This is a genomic window from Cobetia sp. 10Alg 146 (genome assembly GCF_029846385.1).
In the GTDB taxonomy this organism is placed as follows: Bacteria; Pseudomonadota; Gammaproteobacteria; order Pseudomonadales; family Halomonadaceae; genus Cobetia; species Cobetia marina.
In genome coordinates this window covers 130,095-150,555 of sequence record NZ_JARWKT010000008.1, presented here as the reverse complement: position 1 = coordinate 150,555, position 20,461 = coordinate 130,095, and the positions used below count along the sequence as shown (strand labels likewise).

Annotated in this window: 19 protein-coding genes; 12 read left to right on the top strand and 7 right to left on the bottom strand. The window is 64.4% G+C overall.

Features of this window, described 5'->3' with window-relative positions; all coding sequences use genetic code 11:
- The first annotated feature begins 44 nt into the window (after window positions 1-44).
- The 4 genes from QD172_RS14350 (at window position 45) to QD172_RS14335 (ending at window position 5,226) form a co-directional block, all read left to right on the top strand.
- Window positions 45-842 (top strand): glycosyltransferase family 4 protein, encoded by a 798-nt coding sequence (locus tag QD172_RS14350; protein ID WP_279856112.1) that lies wholly within the window; start codon window positions 45-47, stop codon window positions 840-842.
- Window positions 843-850: 8 nt separating this feature from the next.
- Window positions 851-1,969, top strand: coding sequence for a hypothetical protein (locus QD172_RS14345; RefSeq protein ID WP_077374048.1), 1,119 nt, complete (start codon window positions 851-853; stop codon window positions 1,967-1,969).
- Between the two features lie 118 nt (window positions 1,970-2,087).
- Complete coding sequence (locus tag QD172_RS14340) at window positions 2,088-3,260, top strand: glycosyltransferase family 4 protein (RefSeq protein ID WP_084208247.1); 1,173 nt, start codon at window positions 2,088-2,090, stop codon at window positions 3,258-3,260.
- 859 nt (window positions 3,261-4,119) lie between these two features.
- Window positions 4,120-5,226: a glycosyltransferase family 4 protein gene (locus tag QD172_RS14335; RefSeq protein ID WP_279856111.1), complete on the top strand. Its 1,107-nt coding sequence runs from the start codon at window positions 4,120-4,122 to the stop codon at window positions 5,224-5,226.
- Between the two features lie 28 nt (window positions 5,227-5,254).
- On the opposite strand, the gene QD172_RS14330 is transcribed toward QD172_RS14335, so the two are convergent.
- The 3 genes from QD172_RS14330 to QD172_RS14320 form a co-directional block, all read right to left on the bottom strand.
- Window positions 5,255-6,511 carry an FAD-dependent oxidoreductase gene (locus QD172_RS14330; protein ID WP_176494388.1) on the bottom strand — a complete coding sequence of 419 codons (1,257 nt, stop codon included), beginning with the start codon at window positions 6,509-6,511 and terminating at the stop codon, window positions 5,255-5,257.
- Window positions 6,512-6,712: 201 nt separating this feature from the next.
- Window positions 6,713-7,285: a 4-carboxymuconolactone decarboxylase gene (locus QD172_RS14325; protein WP_084208250.1), complete on the bottom strand. Its 573-nt coding sequence runs from the start codon at window positions 7,283-7,285 to the stop codon at window positions 6,713-6,715.
- Window positions 7,286-7,349: 64 nt separating this feature from the next.
- A complete protein-coding gene (locus QD172_RS14320) occupies window positions 7,350-8,678 on the bottom strand; it encodes an aspartate aminotransferase family protein (RefSeq protein WP_279856110.1) in 1,329 nt (442 codons plus the stop codon).
- Between the two features lie 165 nt (window positions 8,679-8,843).
- Here QD172_RS14320 and QD172_RS14315 point away from each other — a divergent pair, with 165 nt between their 5' ends.
- From QD172_RS14315 to eat, 4 genes are all read left to right on the top strand, one after another.
- Window positions 8,844-9,776, top strand: a complete 933-nt coding sequence (locus tag QD172_RS14315) for a MurR/RpiR family transcriptional regulator (RefSeq protein WP_279856109.1) — start codon at window positions 8,844-8,846, stop codon at window positions 9,774-9,776.
- A gap of 295 nt (window positions 9,777-10,071) precedes the next feature.
- The gene (locus QD172_RS14310) at window positions 10,072-11,478 is read left to right on the top strand and encodes an ethanolamine ammonia-lyase subunit EutB (RefSeq protein ID WP_084208253.1); all 1,407 of its coding nucleotides are present in this window, start codon (window positions 10,072-10,074) and stop codon (window positions 11,476-11,478) included.
- Complete coding sequence (eutC, locus tag QD172_RS14305; protein WP_279856108.1) at window positions 11,475-12,362, top strand: ethanolamine ammonia-lyase subunit EutC; 888 nt, start codon at window positions 11,475-11,477, stop codon at window positions 12,360-12,362. Before QD172_RS14310 ends, eutC begins: the two co-directional genes overlap by 4 nt.
- Window positions 12,363-12,434: 72 nt before the next feature.
- Window positions 12,435-13,853 carry an ethanolamine permease gene (eat, locus tag QD172_RS14300; protein WP_279856107.1) on the top strand — a complete coding sequence of 473 codons (1,419 nt, stop codon included), beginning with the start codon at window positions 12,435-12,437 and terminating at the stop codon, window positions 13,851-13,853.
- Between the two features lie 93 nt (window positions 13,854-13,946).
- Here eat and thiE read toward each other — a convergent pair whose 3' ends face one another.
- Both thiE and thiM read right to left on the bottom strand, forming a co-directional pair.
- A complete protein-coding gene (gene thiE / locus QD172_RS14295; RefSeq protein ID WP_279856106.1) occupies window positions 13,947-14,570 on the bottom strand; it encodes a thiamine phosphate synthase in 624 nt (207 codons plus the stop codon).
- Complete coding sequence (gene thiM, locus QD172_RS14290) at window positions 14,560-15,399, bottom strand: hydroxyethylthiazole kinase (RefSeq protein ID WP_191237381.1); 840 nt, start codon at window positions 15,397-15,399, stop codon at window positions 14,560-14,562. Before thiM ends, thiE begins: the two co-directional genes overlap by 11 nt.
- A gap of 379 nt (window positions 15,400-15,778) precedes the next feature.
- Here thiM and QD172_RS14285 point away from each other — a divergent pair, with 379 nt between their 5' ends.
- A complete protein-coding gene (locus QD172_RS14285) occupies window positions 15,779-16,867 on the top strand; it encodes an endonuclease/exonuclease/phosphatase family protein (protein ID WP_279856105.1) in 1,089 nt (362 codons plus the stop codon).
- 162 nt (window positions 16,868-17,029) lie between these two features.
- On the opposite strand, the gene yghX is transcribed toward QD172_RS14285, so the two are convergent.
- Window positions 17,030-17,917: a YghX family hydrolase gene (gene yghX, locus QD172_RS14280; RefSeq protein WP_176494380.1), complete on the bottom strand. Its 888-nt coding sequence runs from the start codon at window positions 17,915-17,917 to the stop codon at window positions 17,030-17,032.
- A 220-nt stretch (window positions 17,918-18,137) separates the two neighbouring features.
- On the opposite strand from yghX, the gene QD172_RS14275 reads away from it, so the two are divergent.
- The 3 genes from QD172_RS14275 (at window position 18,138) to QD172_RS14265 (ending at window position 19,283) form a co-directional block, all read left to right on the top strand.
- Entirely contained in the window at window positions 18,138-18,314 is a 177-nt protein-coding gene (locus tag QD172_RS14275; protein WP_157109441.1) for a hypothetical protein, read from the top strand.
- Window positions 18,315-18,495: 181 nt separating this feature from the next.
- Window positions 18,496-18,909, top strand: a complete 414-nt coding sequence (locus QD172_RS14270; RefSeq protein ID WP_279856104.1) for a Lin0512 family protein — start codon at window positions 18,496-18,498, stop codon at window positions 18,907-18,909.
- Window positions 18,906-19,283 carry a Lin0512 family protein gene (locus QD172_RS14265; RefSeq protein ID WP_279856103.1) on the top strand — a complete coding sequence of 126 codons (378 nt, stop codon included), beginning with the start codon at window positions 18,906-18,908 and terminating at the stop codon, window positions 19,281-19,283. The genes QD172_RS14270 and QD172_RS14265 overlap by 4 nt, the downstream gene beginning before the upstream one ends.
- A gap of 144 nt (window positions 19,284-19,427) precedes the next feature.
- On the opposite strand, the gene QD172_RS14260 is transcribed toward QD172_RS14265, so the two are convergent.
- A complete protein-coding gene (locus QD172_RS14260; RefSeq protein WP_279856102.1) occupies window positions 19,428-20,459 on the bottom strand; it encodes an HlyD family secretion protein in 1,032 nt (343 codons plus the stop codon).
- Window positions 20,460-20,461: the final 2 nt, after the last annotated feature.

Below are 20,461 nucleotides of genomic sequence, written 5' to 3'. Positions count from 1 at the left end.
CGGACACCCCCTCGGGGGTGTCCATCCACTGCAAAGGAATCGTTATGAAAACGCACAGGATGGCGCTATTCGTCTCGGCCGGCTCCGATCATGGCGAGACTCGTCAGATGCTGGCGCTGGCCGCGGGGCTGACCCGCCTGGGACACGAGGTGGATGTGGTACTGCCGCATGCCGAGGAAGACGTCGTCACGTCGCTGGCGCATGGCGTGCGTCTGGTGGAGCTTGGCAGGCAGGGGCCGTTGGCCCTGTCATTGGCCCTGACGCGCTACCTGGCGCGCCACAAGCCCTGTGTGCTGATGTCCAGCGGTCTGGAAGCCAACCTGACGGCGCTCAAGGCGGCGCGCCTCAATCGGCGGCGCGTGCCGGTGGTCATCCACCACGTCACGGCGCTGGCGCAGGAGCTGGCAGCGACGGGGAATCGTCGCGACGCGGCAAGACGTGCGATGGCGCTCAAGTATCCGCAGGCGGCATTGGTGATCGGGGCCAGCGAAGCGATCACTCAGGCACTGGCCAGCGAGGCAGGCATCCCGCAGGCGAATACCGCGCAACTGGATCTCGCGCCACAGCGCATCGGTGGCGCGGCGCACGCCGGGGAATCGTCTGCGGCGCTGGAAGAAGGGCCCTTGATGCGGTGTCTGTGGCTCTTGATGCAGGCGGCAGGCATGAACACGCAAGAGCTGGAAGACAGCCCGTCAGTCGCGTCCGCGACTCCCGCACGCGTGCAGGGACGGGACACGCAGGCCGTGCCAATCACCGCGTTTGCGGGTGACAGGGCATCGGCGACGTATCGCGTCACGGCCAATGCCGGCCTGTCTGCCTCACACACCGACGTCAGGGACTGAGCCGTTTCATGGAAGCCATACTGCTCGACCTGCCCAATCTGCTCGTCTGTCTGGTACTGGTGATGGTGGGCTTCGTGCGCGGGTGGGTGACCCGCAACGTCGCGATCATCCTGAGTCTGAGCAGCCTGGTGCCTTACCTGCTCAACAATGTGCTGTTCTCGCCGGAATACATGCCGGACCAGTTCCGTTACTGGGAGCAGGTACTGGCCATGCGCAGCATGGACTGGGACTCGATGGATCACTCGCTGACCGTCTCGTTCTCCTCGAGCCTGCTGGCCCTGCTGCCATTGCCGCTGGTGGAGACGATTTCCAGTCTGGGATTCTTCAACAAGTTTCTCTACATCGGCGGGCTGATGGTCATGCTGCGCCGCGGGATCATCTCGCATGCGGTGCTGCTGTTCCTGCTCTGCTACCCGAGTCTGGTGCTCTATAGCTCGCTGAGTCTGCGCGACACCCTGGTGACGGGCTTCATGCTGGCCAGCTTCCTGCTGGCCATCGAACGGCGACCGGGCTGGGCACTGCTGATGCTGATGCCGCTGTGGCTGATCAAGTTCCAGAACATGCTGATCATGCTGGTGTTCCTCGGCGTCTACGTGGTCTACGACGTCAGCCGCCGTGGCCTTTCCACCAAGCGCTTCTGCTGGTTGCTGGTCGGTCTGGTCGCCAGCGTACTGATCATCTATCCGCTGGCGGTGGACCAGATCAACTTCTTCCGCGCGGCCATGTACATCGAGGATGGCGGCAAGAAGGAGGATGTCGAGATCATCCAAGGCTTCGGCGACTTCGTGGTCACGGGCATCCAGGGGGCGCTGTACTTCCTGATCAAGCCGCTGCCCTGGGAGGCGGCCAACCCGCTGCAGCTGATCCAGGCCGGCGAGAATCTGCTGGTGGTGGTCTTCCTCGTCTGGCTGACCCTGCAATGCTGGCAGGTCCAGCGCGAGAAGACGCTCTTCTGGCTGCTGTACCTGATCGGCGCCTTCACCATCTATGGACTGGTGGTCTTCAACTACGGGACGGCAGTGCGCTACCGCTTCCCGTTCCTGGTCATCTACGTGGTCTGCATGGCCTACGACACCGGGCTGATTCGCCGCTGGCAGCAGGAACGCCGCCCGGCCTTGCTCGACTGACGCCTCGCGCTGATCGCCTGCCCGCACACTTCCCGCCGCTCATGTGGCTGGCAGATCACCGGGCAGGCGATCCGTGCCCCTCGCTTGTTCCTCTGCATCACATGCCAAGGATAGCCACATGCCGACATCAGATTCCCGGCCCGCCACGGTGGTGCTGGTCTCCAACTCGTCCTTCTTCCTCTACAACTTCCATCGCGGTGTCATCGAGGGCCTGCGCGACACGGGCTATCGCGTGGTGTGTCTCGCTCCCACCGATGCACACAGTGCGCGCCTGGTCGATGAGCTCAAGGTCGAGCATCGGCCGCTGGGGATGGAAGGCAAGGGCACGTCACTCGTGGGTGAGGGCAAGAGCCTGATGGCGCTGTTGATGACGCTGCTCAAGCTCAGGCCACGCTATGTCCTCAACTTCACCATCAAGGCCAATATCTACTCGGGGCTTGCCTGTCGCCTGCTCAACATCCCCTACACCAACAACGTCTCGGGACTGGGTACCGCCTTCCTCCACGACAGCTGGCTGTTCCGCCGGGTACGGGCGCTCTACGGCATCGCCAATCGCGGCGCACGCTGCGTGTTCTTCGAGAACCGGGATGACCAGGCGCTGTTCCTGCGCATGGGGCTGCAGAAGTCGACACCTTCCGTGGTGCTGCCCGGTGCGGGGATCGACCCTGAACGCTTCGCCTTCACCGAACAGCCCCAGAGCCCGCCGCTGACCTTCGTGATGGTCGCGCGGCTCATTGCCGACAAGGGCGTGCGGGAATACGTGGCAGCGGCGGAACGCCTGCATGAGCGTTATCCCCAGGCACGCTTCTGGCTGATCGGGCCGTCGGGCATCAGCAACCGCACCGCGATCAGTGACGAGGAAATCGCCCAGTGGCGTGCGCGGGGCGTGCTGCATTATCTGGGGGAACAGCGTGATGTCAGGCCGTTCCTGGCCGAGTCCAACATCCTGGTGCTGCCGTCCTACCGAGAAGGCATGCCGCGTACGGTACTCGAAGCGGCCTCGATGGGGCGTCCCGCCATCGTCAGCGACGTGCCCGGCTGTCGCAGCTCGGTGCTGCCGGGGGCCACTGGCTGGCTGTGCGAGGCCGGCAGCATCGACTCTCTCGAGCAGCACATGCAGGCCTGCCTGGAAATGCCCCGCGAGGCCCTGGAGGCGGCGGGGCTGGCCTCACGGGAGCGTATCGAGCGCGAGTTCGATCAGGCCATCGTGGTACGGGCCTATCTCGGGTGCATGCAGCACACCCTGGCGCCGGAAATCGGACGGGGACGCGGCGCGATGTCACCGGCCTGAGCGGCGAAAGCATGACGGATTTGCTGCTATGCAGTGCGGCGAATATCGGAAACGGCGTGCGCGCGAGAGGCGCATAATGGACAGACCACGTTACCTGTCAGGCCGTCATCCTTCTGGTGCCTGCGCCGCCGTTACCTTCACGTCGTCATCGCCTTGTCGTTACCACGCCCACACGGCGCGAGCCCGCGGTGTCAGTCTGCCGAGTAGAGGGCAGCGCATGATGGCGATTGCGCCATTTGACTGTCCTGCCAGTTGCCATGCACGTAATGGAAGCATCTCGGGGTCGTGCCCGGGATATCTGAGAATACATGGAGTAGAGAGTCATCATGCGTGGATATCGTTTCTGCACCCAATGTGGCGGTGCCAGCGTGCACCGTATCAAGCGCCACTGGTGGCAGCGGCTGATCGGGCTGCCGCCTCGCTATCATTGCGAGGACTGTGGCGTGATTGACCAGGTCTCCGACAGGGAGCATCACCCAGCTCTGCATGAGGCGAAGCTGGGCGGTAGAGCCTCCTCCTGAGCGACGCATGATGTCTGGTGACACCGCGATCGTGGGCCGAGCTCGCGATTGTCAGGCGAGACAGCGCGATGGCCATGCGTGATCGACCCTCGCCAGAGCCCCCGGACATGGCTTCTCGCCAGGGCCCCTCGAACTGGCTTACGAGCTAGCCTTTCGAAATGGCTCACTCGATATCGTCCACTCGAAATAGCCCTTCAAAATAGACCCCGCCATCGACACTCGTCGGTGGCGGGTTTTTTCTGCGCCGGAGATTGTCATGTCTGGTGCACCGCGCCCCTGGCTGCGCCTGCCGGACACGGCTCTCCTGCGTGAATTTCCCTGCACGGAGCGCATGAGAAATGAAGATCCTGTTCATCGTCGGCAATCTTTCCAGTGACGGCGGTACGGAACGCGTGACCTGCGAGATCGCCAGTGGACTGGCACGCGCGGGACATGATGTCACCATCGCCAGCCTGTTCGGTCCCGCGACCACCACCTTTCATCTCGATGACGCTGTCATGACCAGTGAGCTCAAGCTCAAGGAAGCGCGCGGTGGCGTGCGCCGCTTCATGGGCATCAGCTCGGGTCTGCTTGCCAAGGTGCGCCGCCATCAGGCGGATGCGGTGATTCTGGTGGACTCCATCCTGTTCGCCTTCTGTGCGTCATGGGCACCTTTCGTGCGTTCGCGACTGGTGTGCTGGGAGCACTTCAATCTCGGCACGCATCATGGCTCGCACCTGCGCACGGTGGGGCGCTCGACCGCGGTGCGTCTGGCGGATGCCATCGTGGTGCTGACCGAGCGGGACGCCACGGCGTGGCGTGCACGCTATGGCATCACCGACAAGGTGCAGGCGATCTGGAATCCGGTGCCGCGCATCCCCCAGGAGAATGCGCCGACTCAGGCATCGCGCACCGTGCTGGCCGTCGGCCGCCTCACCGAGCAGAAGGGATTTGATGTCCTGCTGGAGGCCTGGGCCAGGGTCGCCCGTCAACATCCGGACTGGCGACTGCGCATCGTCGGCTGGGGAGAGGATGAGAACGCCCTCAAGGCCCAGGCCTGGACGCTGGGTCTGAGCGAGAGCGTGGTCTTCGTCGGTCGCACCTCCCGGGTGGAAGAGGAGTATCAGCGGGCGGCGCTGTTCGCGATGAGTTCGCGCTGGGAGGGATTGCCGATGACGTTGCTGGAGGCGCAGTCCTTCGGTCTTCCCGTGGTCTCCACCAACTGCGAGACCGGCCCGGCGGAGATCCTTCAGGGCGGCAGTGGCGTGCTGGTGGATGTGGAAGATGCTGCGGCACTGGCGCGTGAGCTCTGCCTGCTGATCGAGGACGCGCCGCGGCGCCAGCAGATGTCCCTGCTGGCGCGCGAGAACGCGGCACGCTTCGATGCCGACGTCCTGTGTGACGAGTGGCAGCAGCTGCTGGCGCGCATGCTGCCCGGGCAGCGGGTGCTGGACAAGGCATCCTGAGGCTCGGCCTCGAATGCCTCGCGCAGTGTCAGAAACGTGCCGGGGAGCAGGGTGCCAGCCAGTCAGGTAAGCCTTCGGCTAAACACTCGCTGACAAGTCGCCCGGTCACGCCCGCCAGGGTCACGCCGATATGCTGGTGGCCATAGGCATGGATCACGCGCGGCTCGTTGGGTGACGGGCCGATCACCGGCACGGAGTCCGGCAGGGTGGGGCGAAAGCCCAGCCAGCGCCGGGCTACCGGGGCATCCAGTCCCAGCACCCTACGCACTCGGGTTTCCAGATAGTCGAAGCGGGCCGGGTTGGCGGGCCCCGCAAGCGAACTCAACTCCACGGTGCCTGCCACTCGCAGACGCGGCCCTTCGGCGCCTCGCAGAGGCGTCATGTAGAAGGCGCTCTCCACCGGACAGGTCGGGCGGTTGAGCGGCGAGTGCTCGAGATCGAATTCGATGTGGTAGCCACGCTCGGTATCCAACGGAATCCTGTCGCCGATCTGGCGGGCGAGATGTGCCGACCAGGCCCCGGCTGCCAGTACCACGCGGTCCGCCATCAGCCGTCTGCCGTCGGCGTACTCCAGCAGCATGCCGGAGGCCTGAGAGCTCAGGCGGGTGACCTCGGCGGTGACGAGTCGGCCCTCCTCACGCAGCGGAGCGGCCAGGGTATCGATGAACACCTGCGGGTCATCCAGATGACAGGAGGAGGGGAACAGCACGCCGCCGGCGGTATGGCCTGCCATGGCGGGTTCCAGCGCGATCAGCTCGTCCGCTGTCAGTACCTGCTGCTGGATGCCGAGCTGGTCACGCAGCCGGATATCGCCCTGTGCGGCCTGCAGGTTCTCGGCCTTGCCGTAGGCATATAGACAGCCCTTGCGCTGAATCATCCCGGCCGCCGCCGGGGCAGCGTCCAGCAGCGGCTGATAGTCCTCGTAGGTGTGACTGAGCAGACGCGCCAGCATCTCGCTGTTGGCTCGAAAGCGCGTGGCGTTGCACTGACCCATGAAGCGCATCAACCACGGCGAGAGCCTCGGCAGGCACTTCCAGTCGATGACGAAGGGGGAGTCAGGTGACAGCAGCAGCGAGGGCATGCTGCGCCAGATCTCGGGGCGAGCGATGGGCAGGCAGCCATAATCCGCCAGGGTACTGGCATTGCCGAAGGAGGTGCCGCTGGCGATGCCCTCGCGCTCGATCATCGTCACCTCGTGGCCGCTGCGCCGCAGCCACAGGGCGCAGGCGACACCGACGGCGCCCGCGCCGATCACGGCCACTTCCGTGTGTTCGCTATCACTCATCGAATGCTCACCATGTTGTCTTGTCGTTGTTGTCGGGGTGCTTGCGCCGCAATGCATCGCGCCCCGGAGTCAGCCGGGGCGCAGAGTGTGACAACTCGAGCATGCCTCGCAGGGGAAATCTCGGCAAGGGCGTCCTGCGTCTCGGCAGCGTGTCCGCCAGGGCGATGGGCGCCAGGCGATGAGCGACTTGCGGCGAGCGGTTCAGGAGCCGTTCGGCTCCTCGAAGGGCAGCGGGATGTCATCGCCACGCCGCACGGCGAAGACATTCAGCGTCATCGCCACCAGAGCGTAGTAACCCAGTATGCCAACCAGTTCGACCACGACCGTCTCGCCGAACATCGCGACGGCCTCGGCATACAGCGCATCATCGATACGCCGCTCGGCGTAGAGCGCGCGGGTGAATCGGTGGATCAGCCGCTCATCATCGCGGTCGAACTCAGGCTCCCGCTCCTCGCGCAGTGCCGTGATGACATCCGGCGAGAGGCCGGCCTGCTCGGCGATCGGCGCGTGGATCTGCCATTCCGCCTGGGACTTCCACCACACCGCCGTGGTGAGAATCGCCAGCTCGCTCAGGCGCAGCTCAAGGCCGGTAGCGTAGCGGCAGAAGGCGCCGAGTCGCTGGGCGTGATTGGCAAGCTCCGGACTGTGGACCCAGGCCAGAAACGGGCCGTCGAGGTTGCCGCGCGGGCCGCTGAGAATCTCGGCGATCACCTCACGTTGGGCTGCGCTCATGCTGGCCTCATCCAGTTCGGTCAGGCGCGATGTGATCGCCATGAAAGTCACTCCATTCAAATCCATTCAAAGATCGTGGGTAGTCAATGCGCCTGCAGCTGAGCCGTCACAGGCTGGCCAGGGTGGTGTCGATGGCACGCCCCAGCCTGTCGGTGATCTCGTCCAGATGCGACTCCTGCAGAATAAACGACGGTGCCAGCAGGATGTGATCGCCCTGGCGGCCATCCAGGGTGCCGCCCATCGGGTAGCACATCAGGCCTTCGGCCATGGCGGCCTTCTTGAGGCGAGCATGCAGCTTGAGCGCAGGGTCGAAGGGCAGCTTAGTGTCGCGGTCGGCCACCAGCTCCACGCCCTGGAAGAGACCGCGACCACGGATGTCGCCGATGTGGGGATGGTTCGCGAAGCGCTCGCCCAGGCGTGCTTGCAGTCCCTCGCCGAGGACGTTGACACGTGTGAGCAGCTCGCGGGACTCGATGGTCTGCTGGACCGCCAGCGCCGCGGCACAGGCGGTGGCATGGCCGATGTAGGTATGGCCGTGCTGGAAGAAACCGGAGCCATTGGCGATGGCATCACGAATGCGCTGGCTGACCAGGGTCGCGCCGATCGGTTGATAGCCGGCGCCCAGCCCCTTGGCGATGGTGATCAGGTCCGCCGTGACACCTTCCTGCTCGGCGGCGAACAGGCTGCCGGTGCGTCCCATGCCGCACATCACCTCGTCGAGAATCAGCAGCACGCCGTAGCGGTCACAGACCTCGCGGATGCGCGTGAAGTAGCCCGGCACCGCCGTGACGGCCCCCAGGGTGGCACCCACGACGGGCTCTGCCACGAAGGCCATCACGTTCTCACCGCCCAGCCGCAGGATTTCCGCCTCAAGCTCGGCGGCGAGACGCACGCCCATCGCCTCGGGCGTCTCGTCGGGTTGCTGGTCCCGATAGGCGTAGCAGGGGCTGACGTGACTGACGTTGATCAACAGCGGCTCGAACTGCTGGCGGCGCCAGGCGTTGCCGCCGGTGGCCAGCGCGCCCAGCGTATTGCCGTGATAGCTCTGACGCCGCGCGATCAGATGCTTGCGTTGGGGCTGGCCGATCTCGACGAAATACTGACGGGCCAGCTTGAGCGCTGCCTCGACCGCTTCCGAGCCACCGGAGACGAAGTAGACGGACTCTAGCCCCTCGGGGGCGCGCTCGATGAGGAAGTCGGCCAGCTGCTCCATCGGCTCGCTGGTGAAGAACGAGGTATGCGCGTAGGCCAGTCGGCTGACCTGATCCTTGATGGCCTGAGCTACCGCTTCATCGCTGTGGCCCAGGCATGACACGGCAGCGCCACCGCTGGCATCCAGATAACGGCGACCCTCTCGGTCGACGATGTAGGGGCCATCGCCTTGCACGGCGGTGGGGTAGTCCTGATGGAGGTTGCGATGGAAGACGTGGCTCATGGGGGCTCCGTGGGGCGGGGGCGCGAAGGCGTAATGCAAATATGTAGTGCATTTGTCGTTTATGCAATCAATAATTGCATGTTGTCGCTTGTGCCTTCGGACTCGACCCGCCAGAGATGCTACCGTTGCCGCCATCTGTCCTGTCCCTTGCCAAGGAGGCATCCCATGCCCCCATCCTCCCGAGCCCCCGGGCCCGCATCCCCTGACTCGCCGCCGGAGACCCTGGAAGGGTTGAAGCAGCTGCTGGTGGCGATCGATCGTCGTGAGGTGGAGATCCGCCTCGGCGCGAGTTCCCGACGCGTGCTGGCCGTGCTGATCGAATCGCCGCAGCGCACGGCGGTATCTTCCATCAGCCAGCTGGCGGAGATGACCGGCGTGAATGCCTCGACCTTCTCGCGTCTGGCGCAGCGCCTGGGATATGAGGGCTTCAGCCGGTTTCAGGCTGTCTTCCGTCAGGCCGTGACGGATGGCCAGCATTTCTACAGCGCCCAGGCGGCGCAACTCTCGTCACGTGATGCGGATAGCACCGCCATGGCGCAGCTGGCGCGGTTGGGGCGACAGGAAAGCGCCAATATTCTCGGCATGTTGGAGAGGGTGGACGCCGCGGCCTTCGAGGCCGCGACCACCTTGCTGGCAGAAGCCCCGCGCGTGCGCCTGCATGGCATGCGCCAGTTCAATTCCTTGGCACTGTTCATGGCCTATGGACTTGGCATGCTGCGCTCGGATGTGGCGCCGCTGGATGCCAGTCGTCAGGGCGTGGCGGATGCGCTGGCCCAGCTGGCGGCCGGCGACGTGCTGGTGGTGGCCAGCTGCTTCCCCTACACCCCAAGCGTGGTGGCCTGCGCCGAGGTCGCGGTGAAACGCGGTGTCGTGGTGATCGCGTTGACCGATTCGGCCAGCTCCCCGCTGGAGCCGCTGGCGCGCCACAGTTTCCATGTGCCCAATCACAGCCTCTTCTACAGCAACAGCATGAGCGCCTTCATGTTTCTCGCCGAAGGCCTGCTCAGCGAGGTGGCCAGCAAGCTGGGAGAGGCAGGCGTGGCCTCGCTCAAGCAGCGCGAGGCGATCATCACGGAGCTGGGTGGCGCACGTCGCTGATCTGGCGCCGATGCACTTGTCCCATCTCATGCGACATGGCTGGGCGGGCGCACCAATTGGCAGCATCTGTCTGCTCGCCTCCGTTCGCGAATGACTGAAGGCGCGCCAATCTGGTGCGAGGGTGTCGCCGCGGTGATGTTCACTCTCGCCGTGCAGGCGTGTCAGTCATGAAGGCACGCCTTGCAGCGTAGGGTCTGCAGGCATGTGCAGGACCAAAGAGGGGCCTGAAGAAATTGGCGTGATTCCTGCAAAACGACTGAGATGAAATGACATCTGTCAGTGCAAGGAATCACCCATGAGTCGCGAATACCGTTACACCCTGGGCAGTCAGGTCCATCGCTTCGCCAGTCTGGCCGAGCTGATGGCCAAGGCGACCCCCGCCCGCTCCGGAGATCGCCTTGCTGGCGTGATCGCGGAAACTGCCGAGGAGCGAGTGATCGCTCAGCTGTGTCTGGCCGAATTGCCCCTCAAGACCTTCCTGAACGACGTGCTGATTCCCTACGAACAGGACGACATCACCCGCCTGATCATTGATGAGCATGATCCGGTAGCCTTCCTGCCGATCGCCCATCTCACCGTCGGCGACTTCCGCAACTGGCTGCTGAGTGACCTCGCGACGCCGGCGGTGCTGGCGCAGGTGCGTGCCGGCATCACCCCGGAAATGGCCGCGGCGGTCAGCAAGCTGATGCGCAATCAGGACCTGATTCTGGTCGCGAAGAAGTGTGAGGTGGTCACGGCCTTTCGCAATACCATCGGCAAGAGCGGCCATCTCTCCACGCGTCTGCAGCCCAACCATCCCACCGATGATGTCACCGGCATCGCTGCCAGCATTCTCGATGGCCTGCTCTACGGCAACGGCGACGCCGTGATCGGCATCAATCCGGCCACCGACAACGTGGCCCAGAGCATCAAGCTGATGCGTCTGATGGATGAAGTGATCCAGAAATACGAAATCCCCACCCAGTCCTGCGTGCTCACCCACGTCACCAACACCATTGAATGCATCGAGCAGGGCGCTCCGGTGGATCTTGTCTTCCAGTCCATCGGCGGCACCCAGGCCACCAACGAGAGCTTCGGCGTCGAGCTTTCCGTGCTGGCGGAGGCCCAGCAGGCCGCGCTGTCACTCAAGCGCGGCACGGTGGGCGACAACGTGATGTATTTCGAGACCGGCCAGGGCAGTGCGCTGTCCGCCGATGCCCATCACGGCCTGGACCAGCAGACCTGCGAGGCACGCGCCTATGCGGTGGCCCGCAAGTACTCGCCGTTGCTGGTGAACACCGTGGTCGGCTTCATCGGTCCCGAGTATCTGTTCAATGGCAAGGAGATCATCCGCGCGGGGCTTGAGGACCACTTCTGCGGCAAGCTGCTGGGCCTGCCGATGGGCTGCGACATCTGCTACACCAATCATGCCGATGCCGACCAGAACGACATGGATACCCTGCTGACGCTGCTCGGGGTGGCGGGCTGCAACTTCATCATGGGCATCCCCGGCTCCGATGACATCATGCTCAACTATCAGACCACCTCCTTCCACGATGCTCTCTATGCACGACGGGTGCTGGGCCTGGGCCCGGCGCCGGAATTCGCCGCCTGGCTCGAGGAGATGCAGATCTTCACCGATGTCGCCCAGCAGAAGCTGCCCGCTGACATGCCATCCTGCTTTGCCGACTCCCTGCGTCAGGTATCCGGAGGTGACGCATGAGCCACGACTCCTCCCCCAGTGATGCGTCATCCGCGGCTCGCGAGGGCCAGCAGGGAACGGCTGTCAGCGAATCGCCCGCCATCGTCACGCCCAATGCCTGGCAGTTGCTGGGGCAGTTCACGGATGCGCGCATCGGCCTGGGCCGCGCCGGCATCAGCCTGCCGACCCAGCGCTCGCTGGAATTCCAGCTGGCGCATGCCCGCGCGCAGGACGCCGTCCATCTGCCGCTGGAGATTTCCCGGCTGACCGAAGATCTCCAGCAGCTGTCTGCGCTCGAGAACGCCCCGCAGATCCAGCGACTGCACAGTCGCGCCGTGGATCGCACCACCTATCTGCAACGCCCCGACTACGGGCGACGGCTCGATGAGGCCTCGTGTGAGCAGTTGTCCAGCCTCGCACCGGAGCCTGCGGATCTGGCCATCGTGATCGTCGATGGGCTGTCGTCTCTGGCGGTCCAGAACAACGCCGCGCCCTTCATCGCGGCATTGCTGGAAGCGCTTGCCGAGGAGGGCCCGGATGCCTGGACGCTGACACCCATCAGCGTGGTGGAGCAGGGACGGGTCGCGATCGGCGATGAAGTCGGTGAACTGCTCAAGGCGCGGGCGGTGCTGGTGATGGTCGGCGAGCGCCCCGGCCTCAGTTCTCCGGATAGCCTCGGCCTCTATCTCACCTGGCAGCCGCGCGTCGGCCTCAGTGATGCCAGTCGCAACTGCATCTCCAACGTGCGCCCGGCAGGGCTCGACTTCGCCATGGCCGCCCAGCGGCTGCATTACCTGCTGCGCGAGGCCCGCAAGCTCGGCCTCACCGGGGTGGGGCTCAAGGACAGAAGTGGTGACAACTCGCTGGAGAGCGGGGGCGGTATCCAGAACTTCCTGCTGTCCTGAGGGGATGGCAGCGCATCAGCGGGAATCTCCCGATCCAACAATGACAATGCTTGACGGAAACTAGGCGGCACCATGACTCGCGACACGAATCACGACACCAACGAGCAGGACTATCTGGCCAGACGGCAGTTGAAGAAGGGCACGGCGGGCTGGATTCTGCTGGCGGGACTCGGGGTCTCCTATGTGATCTCCGGTGATTTCGCCGGCTGGAATTTCGGTATCGCGGAGGCGGGCTGGGGCGGCTTCGCGATCGCGGCGCTACTGATGGGCATCATGTATCTGGCGCTGGTACTGTCGCTGGCGGAAATGTCAGCGGCGATACCGGCCGCCGGCGGCGGTTACAGCTTCGCGCGCCAGGCCATGGGGCCTGCAGGAGGCTATCTCACCGGCCTTGCGGTATTGATCGAATATGCGCTGGCCCCCGCAGCCATCGTCATCTTCATCGGCAGCGCGGTGGAGTCGCTGCTGGGCATCAATGGCCCGATCATCTACGCCATCTTCTACCTGGTGTTCATCGGCATTCACCTGGCGGGGGTCGGCGAGGCGCTCAAGGTGATGATGGTGATCAGTGGTCTGGCGGTGTTCGCGATCATCGCCACCGCGGTCGCGCTGATCGGTGACTTCGACAGCAGTCGCCTGTTCGACATCGCGCCGACGGATGCCTGGGGCGCCAGCGATTTCATGCCCAATGGCTGGTATGGCATCTGGGCCGCGCTGCCCTTCGGCATGTGGCTGTTCCTGGCCGTGGAAGGGGTGCCGCTGGCGGCAGAGGAGTCGCGCAACCCGGCTCGTGATGTCCCGCGTGGCATCATCGGCGCCATGCTGTTTCTGATGTTCACCGCCGTGCTCGTCGTCTTCCTGCTGGCCGGTGCCGCCGGTGCCGAGGCGATCGGCAGCAGTGCCGTGCCGCTGGTAGATGCGCTGAACGCGACCGGCAGCGAAGGGCTGGCGACGCTGGTCAACGTGCTGGCACTGGCCGGGCTGGTGGCCTCGTTCTTCTCGATCATCTACGGCTACAGCCGCCTGGTATTCGCGCTGTCACGGGCCGGCTATCTGCCCAAGACGCTGTCGCTGACCAGCAAGCGCAAGGCGCCGACCTGGGCGCTGGTGGTGCCGGGCGTCTTCGGTTTCCTGGTCTCGCTGACCGGTGAAGGCGATCTGATCCTGGGCATGGCGGTGGTGGGGGCGACCGTCTCCTACGCACTGATGGCCGCCAGCCACATCCTGCTGCGCCTGCGCCAGCCGCAGATGGCGCGCCCTTATCGCACGCCGGGTGGCATCGTGACATCTTCCATCGCGCTGGTGCTGTCGCTGATCGCGCTGACCGGGGTCTATGCCTTTGACCCGCGCGCCTTCAACTACACTCTGGTGCTGTTCGTGGTGGGCATCGCCTACTACGCCATCTTCAGTCGCCATCAGCTGGTGGCGAAGACCGCCGAGGAAGAGTTCGCGCTGGTGGCCAATGCCGAGAGTGATCTCGCGGCCAGCTGATCCGCTCAGGCAGACCCTTTAGCAAAGACGACAACGCCCGCCATGGCTGACCATGGCGGGCGTTGTCGTCTCTAGCTGATGGGCAGGATCAGCTCAGAAAGGATACTGCGCCAGAAATTGCTGGGCGGCGGCGGCGGGGTCCTCGGCACAACACAGCGCCGAGACCACGGCGAGGCCGTCAGTGCCGCTGCTCATGACGTCTCCCGCATTGGTCAGCGAGATGCCGCCGATGGCCACCGTCGGCAGCGGGCTTGAGCGCACCAGCTGGGTGAGTCCTTCGATGCCCAGCGGTGCGGCGTGATCGGGCTTGGTCGCGGTGGCATAGACCGGGCCGAGGCCGAGGTAGTCGATGCGCTCGACATCGACGGCCTTGAGCTGCTCAAGCGTCTGGACCGACAGGCCGATCAAGGCGTCCTCGCCCAGACGGCGACGCGCCTCGACCGGGTCGCCATCGCTCTGGCCGATGTGCAGGCCATCGGCGCCACTGGCCAGCGCGACCTCGATGCGGTCATTGATGATCAGCGGCACCTCGTACTCGTCCAGCAGCGCCTTGAGGCGGATGGCCTGGGCGGTCATCTCCTCGTCGCTGGCGTGCTTGTCGCGCAGCTGCACGACACTGACGCCGCCGCGCACGGCGGCCATCACGGTGGCTTCCAGGCCGCGCTCGGCGCACAGCGCGGGGTCGGTGACCAGGTAAAGGGATAGATCAAGTGACATCGGTCAGCTCCAGGCGAGAGGCAAGCAGGGTGGAATCGGCGTCGAGAGTATACAGGGCATCCAGGAAGCGTGGCACGAAGCTGCCCGGGCCCTCTACTGACTGGCCCGCCGTCTCACCGGCCTCGGCGTAACAGGCCAGCGCGGCGGCGGTGGCCTGCAAGGTGTCGTCATGTCCGTCGAGTGAGGCGGCGAGGAAGGCGGCGACCACGCTGCTCAGTGCGCAGCCCATGGCGGTGACGCGGCCCATCAGCGCATGGCCGCCCTGAATCGTGATTTGCCGCTGGCCATCGGTGACGACATCGACGTGGCCGGTCATCGCCACCACGCAGTTCTGCGTGCGCGCCAGGGCGACGGCGGCGCGGCTGGCGCGCTCCAGCGCATCCTCACTGTCATCGCCGCTGTCCACGCCACGGCCCTGATTCATCTCGCCGGCCAGCGCCAGCACCTCCGAGGCATTGGCACGTATCACGCTGGGGCGATATTCCAGCAGCGCGCGGCACGCGTACTGGCGCAGGCTGGAGGCGCCGATGCCGACGGGGTCCAGCACCCAGGGTTTGCCATCGCGGTGGGCGCACATCGCCGCCAGCTGCATGGCCTCGATCCAGCTGGGCGACAGGGTGCCGATATTGATCGACAGCGCCGCACTGATGGCGGAGATTTCCTGGATCTCCTGCTGCGCATGCGCCATCAGCGGCGAGGCGCCAATGGCCAGCAGGGTATTGGCGGTCGGGGTCATGGCGACATGGTTGGTGATGTTGTGTACCAGCGGCGTGCTCTGGCGCAGACGGCGCAACGCGTTGCCGGGGGAGTGGGATGGCGATGGGGTCATGGGAGCTCGTGGTGGAAGACAGGGAAGACGCTGTGAGTCGAGGGTAAGAGCTTGCGCTGCAAGGTCAAGCGACGACCGTCGTGAGCGTGTGGCTGACCCGGTAGTCATCGAAAGTCGCGCAAAGGGTAATAAATAACATCATGGTTCTATAAACCTTGACGACAAGTCCATAAGATACAGGGCCTTACGGTCTTTTGTGTACGAGTTATCAGTCAAGGGTCATGCAGTGATACGCACAGGTCATCGCGGTAGCGTCAGCAATTCGAGCAGCAGTCACTCAAATATCGCTAGCAACAGCAGCACGAGTAGCATCAGCAAGAACACGCGCGGCCGGCAGCCCTCTGATGGCTCTCGGCTTGAGCGGATTGTCAGGCGGGTGGTGACGGCGCTGGCAGTCCCCGTGCTGTTGGGCGCTGCGGCCACCAGTCAGGCGAATGCGGTGATTGCCAGCTGGAATCTGAAGCATGCCGGCTGGAACAACGGCAAGCATCTCGAGCAGGTCGCGGCGGTGGCCAGCCACATGGATCTGATCGGCCTGCAGGAGGTGATGAAGGAGGAGGTCGTCAGCGAGCTCGAGCAGCAGCTGGAGGCCCTGACCGGCGACGAGTGGGACAGCCTGGTCAGTCATGCGGTGGGGCGCAGCACCTATACCGAGCGCTACGCCTATCTGTATCGCGACAAGACGATCGCCTATCAGGGCGGGGCTACCGTCTATCTCGATCCCGAGGATGTGTTCTCGCGCGAGCCGCTGCTCGCCACCTTCGTCGAGAAGGACACTGGGCGGGCCTTCAGCGCCGCCAACGTGCACATCGTCTATGGCGACAGCAAGGCGGATCGCTCGCCGGAAATCCGCGCGCTGGCGGATATCTATGACCTGATGAAGGAAATCTTGCCCGGCACTCCGGCGATCATCATGGGCGACTTCAACATGGCACCGACCGAGCCTGCGTGGGGAGATCTGCGTACCCTCGGCCTGCGCCCGTTGATCACCGAGGGTGCGACGACGCTCTCCAAGACCGATGGCCGCTATGCCTCGCTCTACGACAACATCTGGTATGTGCCGAGCGAATGGCCCAAGGCCAGCGGCGATGTGTTCCGCTTCCCGGACTATCTGGGCATCAGTCATGAGACAGCGCGTGCCGATGTCTCGGACCACGCCCCGATCTATCTGTCGGTGACCGGCGAGACACTGGCGTTGCTGCCGCTGGAGGGTGGTCAGCCGCAGGCAGCCGGGGCAGAGGTAGCCAGTCGTGCGTCCAACACCTCCAGTTCAGCGAGTCAGACCTGCATTGACCTCAACACCGCCAACGCCGATCAGCTGGATCAGCTGCCCAATATCGGGCCGGCGCGTGCCGCAGACATCATCCGTCAGCGTCCGTGGAGTTCCAGCGGCCAGCTGACCCGTATCAGCGGTATCGGCCAGGGCACGCTCAGCGAGATCGTCGCCAGTGGGCTACTGTGCAGCTGAGCTTTTTTCAGAACTGGCCTGTGCTGAACTGATCAGGCCTGAGCCTGAGGAAGTATCGGCCCCGGTCACACGGAAATGACGAAGCCAGCCATCACGCAATCCAAGTGATGGCTGGCTTCGTCGTATCGAGTCTGGTGGCAGTTTCCCCGGTGCCGCCTGAGGTCAGCTCAGATACTTCTCGAACCAGGCAAGGGTTCTGTCCCAGGCGAGCTTGGCGGCCTGTTCGTCATAGCGTGGGGTCGAGTCGTTGTGGAAGCCGTGGTGGGTGCCGGGGTAGAGATAGGCCTCGTAGACCTTGTCGTGCTCCTTGAGCGCGGCTTCATAGGCGGGCCAGCCAGCGTTGACGCGCTCGTCATGCTCGGCGTAATGCAAGAGCAGCGGCGCCTGGATGGCGGCGACTTCCTCGGCGCGTGGCTGGCGGCCGTAGAAGGGCACGGCGCAGGCCAGTTCCGGATAGGCGACGGCGGCCGCATTGGAGACGCCCCCGCCGTAGCAGAAGCCGGTGATGCCGATCTTGCCGGTGGTGCGGTTCTCGGCCATCAGGTAATCGATGGCGGCAAAGAAGTCGTTCATCAGCTTTTCCGGGTCTACCTGTGCCTGCAGCTCCTTGCCCCTGGGGTCGTTGCCGGGATAGCCGCCCACCGAACTGAGGCCATCCGGCGCCAGCGCGACATAGCCGGCCTTGGCCACACGCCGCGCCACATCCTCGATATAGGGGTTCAGGCCGCGGTTCTCGTGCACCACCACCACGCCGGGCAACGGCCCGCTGGCATTGGCCGGTGTCACTCGATAGGCGCGCACCTCGCCGTGGCCTTCGGGAGAGGGGTAGGTGATGTACTCGGCCACGATGTCGGGGTCGGTGAACTCGACCTGTGAGGCCAGCGCGTAGTTCGGGCTGAGGCTGGCCAGTATCGAGGTGGCCGTCATGCCCGCGACGGCAAAGGCTGCCGCGCGATCCAGAAACTGGCGGCGGGTGATCTGGCCGTGCACATAGCCGTCATACAGCTCCAGCAACTCGGGGGCAAAATCCTTTGCGGTCAGGCGGGTCATGTCAGACTCCTGTGATCAAGGGAATTCTGAACATAGCAACCCTGAGGTGACGCCACCATGTCAGCGCGAGTCTTTTTGTCGGATAGGCGAAGGGAGGCTGAATTCGGCATTCTTCCTGTACTACGCTCACCAGAGCGGTGGCCAATCGCTTGAGGCAAGCAGCGGGTGAGCGGTGAGCCGCCTGAGAAGCGTGCTCAAGACGTCTGACGTGGAGGCCAGCATGACAGAGGCGGAGTATCAGAGATTGCGCTGGAGAAGCATCGCGCTCACCAATGCCCAGTTGGTGTCGGCCGGTCTGGCGGTGGTGAATCTGTTTCGCGGCGATTTCGCCTCGGTGGTGGTGCTCGTCGGGGTCTGCTGGGTGCTTGGCTGGTTCAAGCCCCGCTGGGATGTCTAGCGCCGATGGCGGGCCTATCGCGCCAGTTGTGGATGGATATTCATGAAAGTGGAACGTATTGTATGGAAAAGTGATGTTTGATGGCGGATGATGGCGGAGCAGGCCGAGAGATTGCTCTGACTTGCCTTCATTTCCGTGCCATCGCCATGGCGCGGTGCACGACGTTTCTCAAGGAGGCCACATGTCCAGGACACGCATGGTGACCCAGTTCGGTATGGGCACTTCCATTCGCAGCCAGAACTACACCGAGGCGGCGGCCCGCGGGATACGTGATGCCCTGTGGCACAACTCCCTGAATGTGGCGGATGCCTTCGGCTTTCCCAAGGAGGCGATGCTGATCGAGGTCGAGATCGGCGTGCAGCAGCCCGACAAGGTCGACAGTGACGCCCTGCTGGGGATCTTTCCCTATGGCCAGCCCAGCGTGAAGGTGGTCAAGGGCGGGTTAGACGTGACCAAGCCGGATGGCAGCGGGGTGAGCGTGATCGCCAATGTCGCCCTCATCGTGTCGTTTGACATGCTGGCGAGCGGTACCGACATGCCGGAGCACCCTCAGGCTTCGCGACAGACCCGCCATCCGTCAGGAGGTGAGGCATGAGCGAGCAGCGCATCATTCTCGAGATGGGCACCGGCAATGACCTCTACGGAGAGGACTACACCAAGGCCGCCTGCCGCGCAGTGCAGGATGCCCTGCATCATTCCTCCATCGTGCTGTTTCAGTCCCTGGGCATCGACCATCGTCAGATGCGTGTCGAGGTCACCATCGGCGTACAGACACCGGAGGCCGTGGATGTGGATGTCGTGACACGCGAGTTGCCACGCGGGCGCGCCGAGGTCACGGTGGTGCACGGTGGGCTGAATGTGCATGATGAGGCCAATGGCCAGACCCATGTCATCGCCTCGGCCGCCATCGCGGCAATGCTCGATATCGAGCACGACGACTGGCAGCTGTGCCCGCCATCGTCTGGATAGTCCGTAGTGTCCAGGCAGGCCGTATCGCCTGCATCGCCTGTCTGCAAGGGCACGCAAGACAAGACGCCCCATCTGTCACTGACAGATGGGGCGTCTTGTCTTGCCGGCTAGCCGGCCGTCGCGTCCGGGAGCGAGTCCCTTGGATCAGGAGGCGTCCCGAGTGGTGACGTGGGTGATCACCGACATGCCGATGCGCACCTTGTCGAAGTCGGGTTGATCGGGGTCAAACGCGATCTTGACCGGCATGCGCTGGGTGATCTTGGTGAAGTTGCCGGTGGCGTTCTCGCTGGCCACTGCCGAGAAGGCGTTGCTGGAGGCCGGTGCGATGCTCTCGACATGACCATGGAAGGTCTTGCCCGGCAGGCTGTCCAGCGTCATCTCCACCGGCTGGCCCGGCGCCATCTCGGCCATCTGGGTCTCGAGATAGTTGGCGACCACGTAGGCTTCCTTGTGTGGCACGATGGCCAGCAGCGAGGAGCCCGGCTGCACGTAGGCACCGACACGCAATGAGCGCTGGGTGACGATGCCATCCTTGGGGGCGCGGATGGTGGTGTAATCGACGTTCAGTGCTGCCTGCTCAAGCGTGGCGCGCGAGCGCTCGACCTCGGCGCGGGCCTCGACGCGTTGAGCCTGCAGGACACCGATCTGTTTCTCGGCCGAGCGCTGAGCGGCCTGATACTGCACGAGTCGTGCCTCCCAGATGCCCTGTTCCTCATCGGCCTTTTCCTTGTCCTGCTGGGAGGCGGCATTGGTCATGCGCAGGCTGCGATAGCGTTTGGCATCATTGCGTGCGTAACGCAGTGACGCCTCGGTCGCCTTCACTTCGGCGAGGGCTTGCTGCACCACCGCGCGCTGACGTTCGATGTTGGCGTCCAGATCTCCTATCGCCGCCTGACTGGCGGCGAGATCCGCCTGGGCGGAATGCAGGGAGGCCTGGTAATCACGGTCGTCCAGCGTGGCCAGTATCTGCCCCTCGTGAACCACCTGGTTGTCTTCCACCCGTACCGTGTCGATCTGGCCGGCCACCCGTGGGGTGACCATCACGCTATCGGCACGCACGTAGGCGTTGTTGGTGGCCTCGCGGCCATCGTGACCCTTCCAGTAGAGCGCTGCATAGAGAATCAGCAGCAGCAGGGCCAGTCCGCTCAGCAGCAGAGTCGTGCGTGTCTTGTTCATGG

Excerpts from the sequence above, each read along its gene's own strand:
- QD172_RS14350 (WP_279856112.1), top strand. The coding sequence starts at position 45 with ATGAAAACGCACAGGATGGCGCTATTCGTCTCGGCCGGCTCCGATCAT.
- QD172_RS14345 (WP_077374048.1), top strand. The coding sequence starts at position 851 with ATGGAAGCCATACTGCTCGACCTGCCCAATCTGCTCGTCTGTCTGGTA.
- QD172_RS14340 (WP_084208247.1), top strand. The coding sequence starts at position 2,088 with ATGCCGACATCAGATTCCCGGCCCGCCACGGTGGTGCTGGTCTCCAAC.
- QD172_RS14335 (WP_279856111.1), top strand. The coding sequence starts at position 4,120 with ATGAAGATCCTGTTCATCGTCGGCAATCTTTCCAGTGACGGCGGTACG.
- QD172_RS14330 (WP_176494388.1), bottom strand. The coding sequence starts at position 6,511 with ATGAGTGATAGCGAACACACGGAAGTGGCCGTGATCGGCGCGGGCGCC.
- QD172_RS14325 (WP_084208250.1), bottom strand. The coding sequence starts at position 7,285 with ATGGCGATCACATCGCGCCTGACCGAACTGGATGAGGCCAGCATGAGC.
- QD172_RS14320 (WP_279856110.1), bottom strand. The coding sequence starts at position 8,678 with ATGAGCCACGTCTTCCATCGCAACCTCCATCAGGACTACCCCACCGCC.
- QD172_RS14315 (WP_279856109.1), top strand. The coding sequence starts at position 8,844 with ATGCCCCCATCCTCCCGAGCCCCCGGGCCCGCATCCCCTGACTCGCCG.
- QD172_RS14310 (WP_084208253.1), top strand. The coding sequence starts at position 10,072 with ATGAGTCGCGAATACCGTTACACCCTGGGCAGTCAGGTCCATCGCTTC.
- eutC (WP_279856108.1), top strand. The coding sequence starts at position 11,475 with ATGAGCCACGACTCCTCCCCCAGTGATGCGTCATCCGCGGCTCGCGAG.
- eat (WP_279856107.1), top strand. The coding sequence starts at position 12,435 with ATGACTCGCGACACGAATCACGACACCAACGAGCAGGACTATCTGGCC.
- thiE (WP_279856106.1), bottom strand. The coding sequence starts at position 14,570 with ATGTCACTTGATCTATCCCTTTACCTGGTCACCGACCCCGCGCTGTGC.
- thiM (WP_191237381.1), bottom strand. The coding sequence starts at position 15,399 with ATGACCCCATCGCCATCCCACTCCCCCGGCAACGCGTTGCGCCGTCTG.
- yghX (WP_176494380.1), bottom strand. The coding sequence starts at position 17,917 with ATGACCCGCCTGACCGCAAAGGATTTTGCCCCCGAGTTGCTGGAGCTG.
- QD172_RS14275 (WP_157109441.1), top strand. The coding sequence starts at position 18,138 with ATGACAGAGGCGGAGTATCAGAGATTGCGCTGGAGAAGCATCGCGCTC.
- QD172_RS14270 (WP_279856104.1), top strand. The coding sequence starts at position 18,496 with ATGTCCAGGACACGCATGGTGACCCAGTTCGGTATGGGCACTTCCATT.
- QD172_RS14265 (WP_279856103.1), top strand. The coding sequence starts at position 18,906 with ATGAGCGAGCAGCGCATCATTCTCGAGATGGGCACCGGCAATGACCTC.
- QD172_RS14260 (WP_279856102.1), bottom strand. The coding sequence starts at position 20,459 with ATGAACAAGACACGCACGACTCTGCTGCTGAGCGGACTGGCCCTGCTG.